The sequence below is a fragment of the Streptomyces sp. MH60 genome (assembly GCF_002939385.1).
Taxonomy (GTDB): Bacteria; Actinomycetota; Actinomycetes; order Streptomycetales; family Streptomycetaceae; genus Streptomyces.
On sequence record NZ_MULI01000010.1, the window covers coordinates 1 to 12837 of the forward strand.

Annotated in this window: 10 protein-coding genes; 5 read left to right on the forward strand and 5 right to left on the reverse strand. The window is 73.9% G+C overall.

All coding sequences use genetic code 11. The features are described from left to right. Together BZZ08_RS09710 and BZZ08_RS09715 are read left to right on the forward strand one after the other, a co-directional pair. Nucleotides 1-1262 (forward strand): outer membrane protein assembly factor BamB family protein (locus BZZ08_RS09710; RefSeq protein ID WP_157953331.1); only part of this gene is annotated, 1262 nt, incomplete at its 5' end. Between the two features lie 80 nt (nt 1263-1342). Continuing rightward, nucleotides 1343-1894: a hypothetical protein gene (locus BZZ08_RS09715; protein ID WP_104631869.1), complete on the forward strand. Its 552-nt coding sequence runs from the start codon at nt 1343-1345 to the stop codon at nt 1892-1894. 75 nt (nt 1895-1969) lie between these two features. On the opposite strand, the gene BZZ08_RS09720 is transcribed toward BZZ08_RS09715, so the two are convergent. The 4 genes from BZZ08_RS09720 to BZZ08_RS09735 form a co-directional block, all read right to left on the reverse strand. After that, a complete protein-coding gene (locus BZZ08_RS09720; protein WP_104631761.1) occupies nt 1970-2161 on the reverse strand; it encodes a hypothetical protein in 192 nt (63 codons plus the stop codon). 198 nt (nt 2162-2359) lie between these two features. After that, nucleotides 2360-5332 (reverse strand): AfsR/SARP family transcriptional regulator, encoded by a 2973-nt coding sequence (locus BZZ08_RS09725; RefSeq protein WP_104631762.1) that lies wholly within the window; start codon nt 5330-5332, stop codon nt 2360-2362. A 90-nt stretch (nt 5333-5422) separates the two neighbouring features. Next, nucleotides 5423-5845 carry a nitroreductase family deazaflavin-dependent oxidoreductase gene (locus tag BZZ08_RS09730; protein WP_104631763.1) on the reverse strand — a complete coding sequence of 141 codons (423 nt, stop codon included), beginning with the start codon at nt 5843-5845 and terminating at the stop codon, nt 5423-5425. A gap of 69 nt (nt 5846-5914) precedes the next feature. Next, nucleotides 5915-7453 (reverse strand): CehA/McbA family metallohydrolase, encoded by a 1539-nt coding sequence (locus BZZ08_RS09735; RefSeq protein ID WP_104631764.1) that lies wholly within the window; start codon nt 7451-7453, stop codon nt 5915-5917. 200 nt (nt 7454-7653) lie between these two features. On the opposite strand from BZZ08_RS09735, the gene BZZ08_RS09740 reads away from it, so the two are divergent. Further along, the gene (locus tag BZZ08_RS09740; RefSeq protein WP_104631765.1) at nt 7654-10257 is read left to right on the forward strand and encodes a bifunctional FO biosynthesis protein CofGH; all 2604 of its coding nucleotides are present in this window, start codon (nt 7654-7656) and stop codon (nt 10255-10257) included. Between the two features lie 105 nt (nt 10258-10362). Further along, complete coding sequence (locus BZZ08_RS09745; RefSeq protein WP_198601381.1) at nt 10363-10926, forward strand: hypothetical protein; 564 nt, start codon at nt 10363-10365, stop codon at nt 10924-10926. Between the two features lie 19 nt (nt 10927-10945). On the opposite strand, the gene BZZ08_RS09750 is transcribed toward BZZ08_RS09745, so the two are convergent. Continuing rightward, nucleotides 10946-11455: a DUF2165 domain-containing protein gene (locus tag BZZ08_RS09750; protein WP_104631767.1), complete on the reverse strand. Its 510-nt coding sequence runs from the start codon at nt 11453-11455 to the stop codon at nt 10946-10948. Nucleotides 11456-11694: 239 nt separating this feature from the next. On the opposite strand from BZZ08_RS09750, the gene BZZ08_RS09755 reads away from it, so the two are divergent. Further along, nucleotides 11695-12810, forward strand: a complete 1116-nt coding sequence (locus tag BZZ08_RS09755) for an ADP-ribosylglycohydrolase family protein (RefSeq protein WP_104631768.1) — start codon at nt 11695-11697, stop codon at nt 12808-12810. Nucleotides 12811-12837 lie beyond the last annotated feature (27 nt).

Below are 12837 nucleotides of genomic sequence, written 5' to 3' on the forward strand. Positions count from 1 at the left end.
TCGCCGCCGTCGCCGCGCCCCCGCCGGAGTCCGCCCTCGCCGCGTCCTGGTCCCGCCCGCGCCCCGGCGTCAACGGCGCCGACCCCGCCGTACCGGCCCCGTCGTCCCCCGCGCCCCCGGAGGCCTCGCCGGCCGGGTGGCGCCCCTGGCGGTTCCGGATGTCCAACGACGTCTGGGGCACGCCGCGGGTCGCCGAGGACCTGGTCTACGTCACCTCCTTCGAGGTGCACGCCCTGGACGTGGGCACCGGACGGCGCCGCTTCAAGACCCGGGACGTCGCCTGGTCGATGGCGGTCGCGGACGGCCGCATCCACGCCTCCGACGGACCCACCCTCTTCGCCCTGGACGCCCGCGAGGGCGCCGACCTCTGGCGCGTCCAGACGGACGCCTGGGTGTACTCGCTCCAGGCCGACCGCGGCACCGTCCTCACGGCCACCCGCGGCGGCGGCGTCCAGGCCTGGGAGGCGTCGGCCGGGCAGAAGCTGTGGGAAGTCACCGGTGCCCAGAGCGACTTCGAGTCCTCCGAGGCGGGCGCCGCGCTGCACGACGGCACGGCCTACGTCTGGCAGGACGCCCGCCTGCGCGCCCTGGACGCCCGGACCGGCGAGGAGCGATGGTCGTACCCGATCGGCGACGCGGCCTCCTGCGGCGGCGTCCCGGTCCGCCTCGGCCACGCCGCCGACGGCTATGTGTACGTCGCGGCCGGCACCCGGGTCCTCGCCCTGGAGGTCGCCTCCGGCCACGTCCGCTGGCACTTCGAGGCCCCGGCGGTCTTCCTGGCCCCGCCCACCTTCGTGCCGGGCCCGGCCGTGACCGGCGGCGGCGTCTACCTGGCCGACTACCTCGGCACCGTCTACGCCCTCGACGCCACCGACGGCCGCGACCGCTGGCGCATCGCGACCGAGGCCCGCTCCTCGACCGACCCGGTCCTGGTCGCCGCCGGACACGTCCACGTGGGCAGCGGCAAGGGCCTCTACACGCTGGACGCGGTCACCGGCACCCCCAAGTGGCGCTTCCAGGCGGGCGGCGACATCGTGGGCGCGCCCGCGGTCGCCGAGGGCCGCATCCACTTCGGCTCGACGGACCACCTGCTCTACACGCTGAAGGCCGACGACGGCCGGCTGCGCTGGAAGCTCGCCACCGGCGGCGAGATCACCGGCTCCCCGGTCGTCCGCGACGGCATCGTGTACGCGTGCAGCAAGGACCGCTGCGTGTACGCCCTGGACGCGGAGAAGGGCACGGGGACGGCTCGCACGACCTGAGTGTGCCGCGCCCGTACGGCGTGGGGGGCCGTGCCCGGCCGGTGACGTGTCCGTGACATCCGCGCACTAGCGTGATCTTCATGACGACACGGGGGCGAGCACTCAGGTTCACGGCGATCTCGGCACTGGTGGTCCTCAGCCTGACCGGCTTCTCGACCGGCCGCCACGGCCACGGTCACGGCGGCGACGGGGGCGGCGGCTGCAGCAGCTCCGGCCAGGACCACGACAGCTCGTCGTCCACGTCGGGCGGCGGAGACGCCTACAAGGACGACGACGACACCTACGGCACCGGCGGCAGCGGCTACCACGACGACGACACCTACGGCGACGACACGGGCAGCGGCGGCACCGGCGGCGGCGCCGAGGCCCAGGCCGCCGTCCTGAACCTGGTCACCTGCGTCAGGGAGGACCAGCCGTGGTCCACCGTCGAGGTCACCAACCCGAACGCCACCGGGTACACGTTCGCCGTCACGGTCCTCTTCAAGGACGCGGACGGGACGACGATCGGCGAAGGCACCGAGGAGGTCACCGTCCCCGCGGACGGGGAGACCGCCGTCCGCGTCCCCTTCGACGGCTCCGGCATCCCGGACCACTGCGAACTGGACACGACGGCGCCCGCACCGGTGTCCTGACCCCCCTGCGCGCACACGTCGGCCGCGGCGGCTCCCCTCCGCGCCGCCGCGGCCGATCCCCGTGTGGAGGAAGGTCTACTTGCCGTCGCCGTCCAGGTCCAGGGCGGGCGGGGCCGGCATGTTGTTGTCCATCGTCGTGATGGTGTCCTTGGCCGGCGGCGCGGGCATGTTGTTGTCCATCGTGGTGATGGTCTCGTCCTTGACCGGCGGGGTCGGCATGTTGTTGTCCTGCGGAGTGGCCACCACTTCCGCCTTCTTGTCGCTCATGCGTGCTCCTCTGCGATGGTGAACGAGTGTCGAACGCCCGTCCGGTGACTCCCCCGTGGCTCACCGGACGGGCGTTCGGAGCCGCACACTAACCCGTCGGCTCGCTGGTCACCCGTCTGCCCCCCGTTGCGACGGCGTGACAGGAACGAGTGTGCCGAAGGCCGATAAACGAACGCTGAACGCCTCCCGCCGTCCGCGTCAGGCCGCCGTCGCCGGCTTCAACAGGGCGCGTACGGCGGCGGCTTCGGGAGCGTCGTTCGCCTCGTAGAGGTTGAGCGCCTCACGCCAGCAGGCCCTTCCCCGGTCGACCTGTCCGAGTTCGCCCAGGGCCTGCCCCAGCAGCTTCAGCACGTTGCCGCGCATGCGGTCGCCGCCGATGCATCCCAGGGCCAGGGCCTGTTCGGCGTGCTGCGCGGCCGGCCCGGGGCGCCGCGCCGCCAGATGGGTCTCGGCGATCCTGAAGTGGGTGGTCCCCGCCCACAGCCGCTGCCGGTGGTCGACGAAGATCGTCAGGGCCCGGGAGAACTGCGCCAGGCCGTCCCGGTGCCGTCCGGCCGACGTCAGGGCCACGCCCAGGGCGTAGTGCCCGTTGGCCAGGCGCATGGTGCTGCCGACCCGGACGTGTACGGCGAGGCCGTTCTCCGCGAACTCGACCGCCTTGGCGGTGTTCCCCATCCCCATGTAGGCACGCGAGAGATTGCACAGGGCGGTCGCCTCGCACAGGCCGTTCCCGGCCGCCCGGAACCCCTCGATGGCCTGGTCGAAGAAGACCTTGCCGTCGGAGTACCGGTGCTGGTGGAGGGCGATGAGACCGCAGTCCTGCGCGGCCCAGCTCGCGGCCGTGGGGTCCGCGGCGGCACTCGCGCGCTCCATGGCGAGGCCCGCCTCCTCGGCGGCCTGCTGGATGCGTCCCGACACCAGCAGGAACCCGGTGAGGGCGATCCGCGCCCTCCCCTCCGCCCGGGTGTCGCCCACGGCCTGCGTGGCATCACACATGGCCAGGGCCGTCGCCTCGTACTGGCGGGAGTTGGCGCCCGACTCCGCCAGATCCCGCGAGGCCCAGAGCAGGTCGACGGCCCGGCGCAGTCGCGCGGTGCCGGCCGCCTGGCGGACACACGCCAGCAGGGACGACGACTCCGTGTACAGCCAGTCCAGCGCCGCGGGCCCGTCGGTGAAGCGGAGGCCGGGATACCGCGTCGCCTCCAAGTGGTCCACCAAACGGTCCCCGGGACGCTCGATCGCGTAGACCCCCGCCGCCGTCGCCAGGTAGAAATCCAGCAGCCGGGACAGCGCCGCCGCCCGCTCGCTCGGCGGGTTCTCGTCCCGTTCCGCGCACGCACGCGCGTAGAGGCGGACCAGGTCGTGGAAGCGGTAGCGGCCCGGGGCCGCCGATTCGAGCAGCGAGGTGTCCACCAGGGACTCCAGGAGGTCCTCCGTGTCCGCCACCGGGAGGTCCAGGACGGCCGCCGCCGCGGCCAGGGAGATGTCCGGGCCGTCGGCCAGGCCCAGCAGGCGGAACGCGCGGGCCTGGGCCGGTTCCAGCTGGCCGTAGCCCAGTTCGAAGGTGGCCTCGACCGCCTGGTCGCCCGCCTGCAGCTCGTCCAGCCGGCGGCGTTCGTCCGCCAGCTTCGCGGCCAGCACCGAGACGGTCCACGTGCGGCGGGCGGCCAGCCGGGAGGCGGCGATGCGGATCGCCAACGGCAGGAAGCCGCACGCGCCGACCACGTCCAGCGCCGCCTCCCGTTCCGAGGCGACCCGCTCCTCGCCCACGATCTTCGTGAAGAGGGCCAGCGCCTCCTCGGGCGACATCACGTCCAGGTCGACCAGGTGCGCCCCGGCGAGGTCCACCATCCGCACCCGTGCCGTCACCAGCGCGGCGCAGCCGTCCGTGCCGGGCAGCAGCGGCCGTACCTGGGCGGCGTCGCGGGCGTTGTCCAGCAGGACGAGGACGCGGCGGCCGTCCAGGACGGAGCGGTAGAGGGCGGCGCGCTCCGCCAGGGAGTCGGGGATGGCCGAGTCGGCCGTGCCCAGGGCCCGCAGGAAGGAGCCGAGCACCGCCTCCGGCTCCGCGGGCCGCGCGCCCGCGCCCTGGAGGTCGACGTACAGCTGACCGTCCGGGAAGGCGGCCCGTGCCTGGTGGGCGACGTGTACCGCGAGGGTCGTCTTGCCGACGCCGCCGATGCCGGCCAGCGCCGAGACCGCCATCACGCGGCCCCTCGTCGGCCCCCCGGACGCCGCGGACAGTACGCCGCTCAGCTCACGGACGAAGGCCGCGCGGCCGGTGAAGTCGGACACCGTCGCCGGGAGTTGCGCCGGGCGGACCGTCGCCGTCGCCGTCTCCGCGGCCGGGGCCGAGGGCTCGGCCAGGCCCGGGTCGGCCCGCAGGACGCGCTGCTGGAGTTCCTGGAGGCCGGGGCGCGGGTCGACGCCCAGCTCCTCGGAGAGCAGGCGGCGGGTGTCCGCGTAGACGGCGAGGGCCTCCGCCTGGCGGCCGCTGCGGTACAGGGCCAGCATCAGCAGCTCGCGCAGGCGTTCGCGCAGCGGGTGGGCCGCCGTGAGCGCCGTCAGTTCCGAGACCGCCTCGGCGTGGCAGCCCTGTTCGAGGTCCATGTCGAGGCGGGCCTCCAGGAGTTGGAGCCGCCATTCGTCGAGCCGCACGCGCTGCGTCTGGGCGTAGGGCCCCGGCACCCCGGCCAGTACCTCGCCGTCCCACAGGGCCAGCGCGCGGCGCAGCAGGTCACGGGCGTGGCAGAGGTCCCCGGCGGTCCTGGCCTTCTCGGCCCGGGCGGCCAGCTCCTGGGCCGCGGCCAGGTCCAGCGCCCCCTCGGCCAGGCCCCGTACGGCGTACCCGCCCGACTCGCTGACCAGCACGCCGGGGTCGAGGACCTTGCGCAGCCGGGACGCGTAGGTGCGCACCGCCGCCAGCGCCTGCGACGGCGGTTCCTCGCCCCACAGGGCGTCGATCAGCTCGGCCGCCGTGGCCGTACGACCCTCGCGCAGCAGCAGGGCGGCCAGCAGCGCGCGCTGCTGGGGGGAGCCGGTGGCCAGCGTCTCCTCGCCCCGCCAGGCGCGCACCGGCCCGAGCACACCGAAGCGCAGCGCGCCCGATTCCTCCCCTTCCGCCGGGAATCCGGGACGCCGCTGCTCCGGAACCCGCGGTCCACCGTCCATGCCGTCCCCCTAGACATCCTGAGCAACCACGTCAGTTTGCCTTGTTCATGCCGACCACGTCAGCCGTGGGAGACGCCGATCACAGGTTCTTCATGAGCTTGCCCATCCCTGCCCCTCCAGCTCCACCCGTACCGTCAGGTGCCCCGTCCCGACGCCCATCGCCCGTACCGCCATGCTGTTGAAGCGGGGGAGGCGGCGCAGGCGGGCCAGCGGGTCGTCGTCGGGGAGGAGGTGGGCCGTGCCCGGGTACCAGCGGCCCCGGATGCGCACCCGTACGCGCGGGTCGGCCCGGATGTTGCGGATGTACTGCGAGCGCTCGCCGAACTCCGAGACCAGCCAGAACGAGTCGCCCTCCCGGCGGCCGCCGACCGGTGTGCGGCGGGGGAGACCGGAGACGCGGCCGGTGGTCTCCAGGAGGGTCTGGCCGGGCAGCCGGCGCACGACGGCGTTCAGCCGGCGCTGGAAGGCCGTGACGGTCCGGTACTTCCGCTCGGGGTTCGGCGGTTTCGGCATCGTGGGTCCGCGCTCCGTCTCGCTCGGGGGCTCCGCGGTCGGTCCCGGGAGTCCGGTGGCCCCTGGAGACTAACTCCCCAGGAAGACCGGGTTGGTGAACGCCGCCAGCGCGCCCGGCACCGGGCCCGCCGCCGCCTCGTGCCGCACCTCCGCCCGTACGTAGGCCGCGTACGAGGCGGTCGTGCGCCACTCCACCACGCCCGCGCCGGACACCGGCAGCGGACCGCCGGTGAACAGCACGCCCTGGTCCGTGACGAGGCGCACCGTGCAGCGCGGGGCGCCCGTCACCTCCAGGCGGACGGTGACCGGGGTGTCGGCGGCCACGCGCAGCCGCTCGCCGATCCCGGCGTGTTCGCCCCGGCCGCCGGACGCGGTGAAGGACAGGGACACCTTGGAGGACTCGGCCACGTACGACCGGCCCGCCCGGATGCCCTCCTGGATCGCCTCGCGGGTCAGGTCGTCGGCGAGGACGACGGTCTGCGGGCGGCCGATCACGTCGGGGGAGCGGTGCGAGTCGCTGCTGCCCATCGCCGGGATCCAGTCCCGCCGCCCGTCGCGCACCGAGGCGACCAGCATGCCGTCCCAGTCGGCCAGCGCCACCTCGTCGTCGGGCGTGTAGGCGCCGTTCCACACCTCGACCGCGTCCGCCTCACCGAACCCGAACTTCCAGTTGCAGCCGATGCAGGTGGCGTGCGGGTGGGCCGGCACGACCAGGCCCCCGGCGCGGCGGATCTGCCGGGCGAAGCGGCCGAAGCGGTTGTCGCGGGCCCGGTAGCGCCAGTCGACGAAGGTGCCGGGGTCGGTGCCGAGGGCGACGACGTGGCCGTTGCGGGTCGTCACCTCCTCGCCGAGCAGGATCAGCAGGTCGTCCCCGGCGAGGCCGGCCCAGTGCGCGTGCGCCGAGTGCGTGTTGTGCTCGGAGGAGTTGATGAAGTCCAGGCCCGCCGCCCGCGCCAGCTCCGCGATCTCGGCGAGGGTGTAGCGGCCGTCGGAGTACTCGGAGTGCAGGTGGCAGTCGCCCCGGTACCAGGCCCGGCCCCGCCCCTTGGCCCGCTCGGGCGGGTAGACCGGCCGCGGGGCCTCGCCCTGCTCGCCGTAGGTCAGCGTGATCGTGATCTCGTACGACAGGCCCTGCGGGGCCACCGTGTACGGGCCGAGCGCGATGTGCCAGGTGCCCGCCCGCACCGGCCCCGGGAGATATCCGGGGGTGGCCTCGTCCGCGCGGACGAAGAACTCCGTGCGCGCCCCGCCCGACCAGCCGCGGAAGCCCCGGCCGCCCAGCTCGGTGCCGCGCTCGTCGAAGAGGCCGATGTCGAGCGCGTTGCCCTGGGTGCCGGCCGGGACGGCGGGGCGGTCGTAGGTGTAGGCGACGTGGATCTCGCGCACGCCCCGGGGGACTTCGACCGGGACGTACACGAAGTCGGGGGAGCCGGGCGGCAGGGTGCCGCGCACGGTTGTGGTCCGCTGTTCCCGGGGGGCCGCCGCGGCGAAGCTCACGCTTCCCAAGGTAAGCGCGGCGGCGGCGCCCGTCACGAACACCGCGCGTCTGTCGATCCCGGCGCGGTCGTGCCCGTGGTCGTGGCCGTGCCCGTTGTCGTCCTCGCACATGCTGCTGCTCCCAGTGTCGTCGGTGACATGACATCGGTGACATGACATCGGTGGTGCAGGGGGTGGTGCGTGCAACCCTCGTATTGAGCCGTGAACTCCCGGGCAAGGAAAGGGGTTCGACGCATAGCGGGCCGGGAACCGTGCGGTGGGCGGCCGGGACGGGACGCCCGGCTTGATCACGGCGCTCGTATGCTCGAAGGATGACGACTTCCGCGACCTCCGGAACCGGACCCGCCGACCCCACCGGCCCCACCGAGAACTCCATGCGTCGCGCCCTCAAACGCGCCCGGGACGGCGTCGCCCTCGACGTGTCCGAGGCCGCCGTGCTGCTCCAGGCGCGCGGCGAGCACCTCGACGCCCTCACCGCGTCCGCCGCCCGGGTCCGGGACGCGGGCCTGGAGGCGGCCGGGCGGCCCGGGGTCATCACCTACTCGAAGAGCGTCTTCGTCCCGCTGACCCGGCTGTGCCGGGACAAGTGCCACTACTGCACCTTCGTCACCGTCCCCGGCAAGCTGCGCCGCGCCGGCCACGGGATGTTCATGTCGCCGGACGAGGTGCTCGACATCGCGCGCAAGGGCGCCGCCCTCGGCTGCAAGGAAGCCCTCATCACCCTCGGCGACAAGCCCGAGGAGCGCTGGCCCGAGGCCAGGGAATGGCTGGACGCGCACGGGTACGACGACACGATCGCCTACGTCCGCGCGATCTCGATCCGCGTCCTGGAGGAGACGGGGCTGCTCCCGCACCTCAACCCCGGCGTCCTGACCTGGACGGACTTCCAGCGGCTCAAGCTCGTCGCGCCGTCCATGGGCATGATGCTGGAGACCACCGCGACCCGCCTGTGGTCCGAGCCCGGCGGCCCGCACCACGGCTCCCCGGACAAGGAGCCCGCCGTACGGCTGCGCGTCCTGGAGGACGCCGGGCGCTCCTCGGTCCCCTTCACCTCCGGCATCCTCATCGGCATCGGCGAGACCCACGAGGAGCGGGCCGAGTCCCTGTTCGCGCTGCGCAAGGTCTCCCGCGCCTACCACGGCGTCCAGGAACTGATCATCCAGAACTTCCGCGCCAAGCCCGACACCGCGATGCGCGGCATGCCGGACGCGGAACTGGACGAGCTGGTCGCCACGGTCGCCGTCGCCCGGCACATCATGGGCCCGTCCGCCTGCCTCCAGGCCCCGCCGAACCTGGTGGACGCCGAGTACGAGCGGCTGATCGGCGCCGGCATCGACGACTGGGGCGGGGTCTCCCCGCTCACCATCGACCACGTCAACCCCGAGCGCCCCTGGCCGCAGATCGACGAACTCGCCGCGAAGTCCCGGGCGGCCGGGTTCGAGCTGCGGGAACGTCTCTGCGTGTACCCGGAGTTCGTCCGGCGCGGCGAGCCCTGGCTGGACCCGCGGCTGCGCCCGCACGTGGCGGCCCTCGCCGACCCGGAGACCGGCCTGGCCCGCCAGGACGTGGTGGTCGAGGGGCACGCGTGGCAGGAGCCGGACGAGGCGTTCACCGCCACCGGCCGCACCGATCTGCACGCCACCATCGATACCGAGGGCCGTACGTCGGACCGCCGCGACGACTTCGACGAGGTGTACGGCGACTGGGGCGCCCTGCGCGAGGCCGCCGCCCCCGGCATGGCGCCCGAGCGCATCGACACCGACGTGCGCGCGGCGCTGGCCACGGCGGCCGACGACCCCACGAAGCTGACGGACGACGAGGCCCTCGCCCTGCTGCACGCCGACGGCCCGGCGCTGGACGCCCTGTGCTCCGTCGCGGACGACGTCCGCGAGAGCGTCGTCGGCGACGACGTGACGTACATCGTCACCCGCAACATCAACTTCACCAACGTCTGCTACACCGGCTGCCGCTTCTGCGCCTTCGCCCAGCGCCGCACGGACGCCGACGCCTACACGCTCTCCCTGGACCAGGTGGCCGACCGCGCCCGGCAGGCCTGGGAGGTGGGCGCGGTGGAGGTCTGCATGCAGGGCGGCATCCACCCCGACCTGCCCGGCACGGCGTACTTCGACATCGCGCGGGCGGTCAAGGAGCGCGTGCCCGGCATGCACGTGCACGCCTTCTCGCCGATGGAGGTCGTCAACGGCGCCACCCGCACCGGGATGTCGATCCGCGAGTGGCTGGGCGCGGCCAAGGAGGCGGGCCTGGACTCGATCCCGGGCACGGCGGCCGAGATCCTCGACGACGAGGTCCGCTGGATCCTCACCAAGGGCAAGCTGCCGACGGCCACCTGGATCGAGGTGATCGAGACGGCCCACGAGCTGGGCATTCGGTCCAGCTCCACGATGATGTACGGCCATGTCGACCAGCCCCGCCACTGGCTGGGCCACCTGCGCACCCTCGCCGGGATCCAGCAGCGCACGGGCGGTTTCACGGAGTTCGTGACGCTCCCCTTCATCCACACCAACGCGCCGGTGTACCTGGCGGGCATCGCCCGGCCCGGCCCCACCCTCCGGGACAACCGCGCGGTGACGGCGATGGCCCGCCTCCTCCTGCACCCGCACATCCCCAACATCCAGACAAGCTGGGTGAAACTGGGCACCGAGGGTGCGGCCGAGATGCTCCGCTCCGGCGCCAACGACCTGGGCGGCACCCTCATGGAGGAGACGATCTCCCGCATGGCCGGGTCCTCCTACGGGTCGTACAAGTCCGTCAAGGACCTGATCGCGGTCGCGGACGCGGCGGGCCGCCCGGCGAAGCCGCGCACCACGCTCTACGGCCCGGTGTCCGAGGAGCGGCAGCGCGCGGCGCGGGACTCGGACGGACACCTGCCTCAGCTGCTGCCGGTGCTGGACTGAGGAGCGGTGGGCGCGGGCGCGCGCTTCGGGGGTGCGGCGGGCGGGCAGTACGATGATCGGGCCCCCGGTGTGTCGGGGTTCTCGTAGCTGAGGAGATGCGTGCCCGTGCCTGCCCGACTTCCCTCATGGGCGTGGGTCTCCGGTCTGACCGTAGGCGCGATCGCGGCGGTGACCGTCCTGGCCGTGCAGGCGGACCAGGGGCCCCACCCCACCGCCGTGGCGACGAAGCCGAAGCCGTCGGCGTCGGCGGACGCGCACCCCACGCCGAAGGAGACCGCGCCCGCCCCGGTACCGGAGGGCTCCGGCACCGGACGGCGCGTCGTCTACTCGGTCGGCCAGGACCGGGTGTGGCTGGTCGACGCCAGCGACGCCACCCGGCGGTCCTTCAAGGTCTGGCCGGGCACGGTCGACCCCGACCCCGGCAAGTACAGCGTCGGCACCCGCCGCCAGGACCCGACGACCGGCTCCGACGGGGTGCGGATCGAGCAGATCCTGTACTTCACCCAGGAGGACGGCGTCTGGGTCGCCTTCTCCAACGCCGTGGACGGCTCCTCCCCGCCGCCGCCCGCCGGCGGCGCCAAGACGGGCGGCATACGGCTGCCCAAGGCGGACGGCGACGCGCTCTGGGAGTTCGGCACGTCCGGCACGACGGTCACCGTGGTCGCCTAGGTCACTGTGGGCGCGTAGGTCACCGTGGTCTCGTGGCCTCCGCCTCGCCGGACGGCAGGTGCGCCACGATCAGCACGACGCCGCTGAACAGGAGCACCCGGGTCGCCGCGTCCAGCCCGTTCCAGTCCTCCGACTGCCACATCGCGAACCACTCCCCGCCGATCGCGAGGAACCCGGCCCCGAACAGCAGCATCAGCATGAGCGTGCCGTACGTGGTGAAGCGCCGTGCGGGAGCGTGCTGCCGGCGTATCCAGAGCCAGGTCGCCCAGATCAGCACGAGCGCGGCCGCGGTCTCCCACACGATGATCGCCACGTAGGCGGTGTCCTGGAGACCCTTGCTCGTGATCGCCCGCCACATCAGGTCGTCGTCCTTGAACGTGGTGTCCATCGCGAGGACGTGCCGCACGTACTGCTGGTTGTTGTCGAAGTCGGTGATGTTCCCGAGGGCGACGAGGGCGATGTAGAGGGCGAGGACCGCGGTGAGCACGGTGGAGGCGAGTAACAGGGTGTTGCGGGGGATGTTGGTCATGGCAGCACTATCCCCAAGCCCGGAACCCCGCGAGTAGGTAGGGTCCGCGAACGTGATCTCTTCGAAGCGTTCCGGGCTCCCCGCCCGTGGCGAGGGAACCCTTCGCGGCCGCCCGCCCGTGCCGCGCGGTGTGTGTCGGCTCGTGAACGTTTCCACACCGTTCCGGCCCTGACCGACCACTTCCGTTCGCATACAGTGCTGGACGTCGTACATACGGACAGTGCCGAGGGGGGGTCCAGGTGGGCGGGACAGCCGGCGCCGTCTGGGGGCGTGCCGAACAGCAGGACTTCCGCAGCCGGGTGCGCGGGACGCTGCTCGGCGTGGCCGTCGGGGACGCCCTCGGCGCACCCGTCGCCGGCCTCGGCCTCGACGCGATCCGGGAGGAGCACGGCGCGGAGGGACTGTCCGACCTCGCCGCCGCCTACGGCCGGCGCGGTGCCGTCACCCACCTCACCCAGCTCACCCTGTTCTCCGTGGACGGGCTGATCCGCGCCCAGGTACGGCGGGACACCGGCGCCTGGCACCCGCCGACCGACCTGCACCGGGCCTACCGGCGCTGGCTCGCCACCCAGCGCGACTGGGGACCCGACCTGCGGCGCAAGGACGACGGCTGGCTGGCCCACGAGGAGTGGCTGTACGTCCGCCGGGACCCGCCGCGCGCGCTGCTGCTCGGCCTCGGCGACGAGACGATGGGCACCCCCGAGGCGCCCAAGAACCCCGGCGAGCGCGGCCCCGAGGCCGCCGCCCGCTCGGCGCCGTTCGGGCTCCTGGTCGGCTGGGAGCCGCAGCTGGTCGCCCAGCTCGCCGTGGAGTGCGCGGCGCAGACCCACGGCCACCCGACCGGCTACCTGGCGGCGGGCGCGTACGCCGTGATCGTGCACGGGCTGGCGCGCGGCGAGAGTCTGGACGCCGCCGTGCAGCGGGCCCTGGCGCTGCTCGCCGCCCGGCCGGGACACGAGCCCGTGACGGACGCCCTGCAGCACGCCCTCGGCTCGGTACGGCAGGGGCTGCCGGTCCCGGCCCGGGTGACCGGGCTGATCGGCGCGGGTACGGCGGAGGGCCTGGTCGCCGCCGCCGTGTACTGCGCCCTCGTCGGCGAGGACGTACGGCACGGGCTGCGGCTCGCCGTCAACCACGACGGCCCCTCGGCCGCGGCCGGCGCCCTGACCGGCGGCCTGCTCGGCGCCCTGCACGGCGAGACGGCCCTGCCCCCGGCCTGGCTGGCCGAACTGGAGGGCCGCCCGACCCTCCTGGAACTGGCCGACGACTTCGCCATGGAGATGACCCAGGGCCCCGCCCTGCACGGTCCGGCGGGCTCGTCCCCCGGGTGGCTGACGCGGTACCCGCGGGCGTAGCCCCTGCGAAGGCCCCGGCGGCGACGG

Excerpts from the sequence above, each read along its gene's own strand:
- BZZ08_RS09715 (WP_104631869.1), top strand. The coding sequence starts at position 1,343 with ATGACGACACGGGGGCGAGCACTCAGGTTCACGGCGATCTCGGCACTG.
- BZZ08_RS09720 (WP_104631761.1), bottom strand. The coding sequence starts at position 2,161 with ATGAGCGACAAGAAGGCGGAAGTGGTGGCCACTCCGCAGGACAACAAC.
- BZZ08_RS09725 (WP_104631762.1), bottom strand. The coding sequence starts at position 5,332 with ATGGACGGTGGACCGCGGGTTCCGGAGCAGCGGCGTCCCGGATTCCCG.
- BZZ08_RS09730 (WP_104631763.1), bottom strand. The coding sequence starts at position 5,845 with ATGCCGAAACCGCCGAACCCCGAGCGGAAGTACCGGACCGTCACGGCC.
- BZZ08_RS09735 (WP_104631764.1), bottom strand. The coding sequence starts at position 7,453 with ATGTGCGAGGACGACAACGGGCACGGCCACGACCACGGGCACGACCGC.
- BZZ08_RS09740 (WP_104631765.1), top strand. The coding sequence starts at position 7,654 with ATGACGACTTCCGCGACCTCCGGAACCGGACCCGCCGACCCCACCGGC.
- BZZ08_RS09750 (WP_104631767.1), bottom strand. The coding sequence starts at position 11,455 with ATGACCAACATCCCCCGCAACACCCTGTTACTCGCCTCCACCGTGCTC.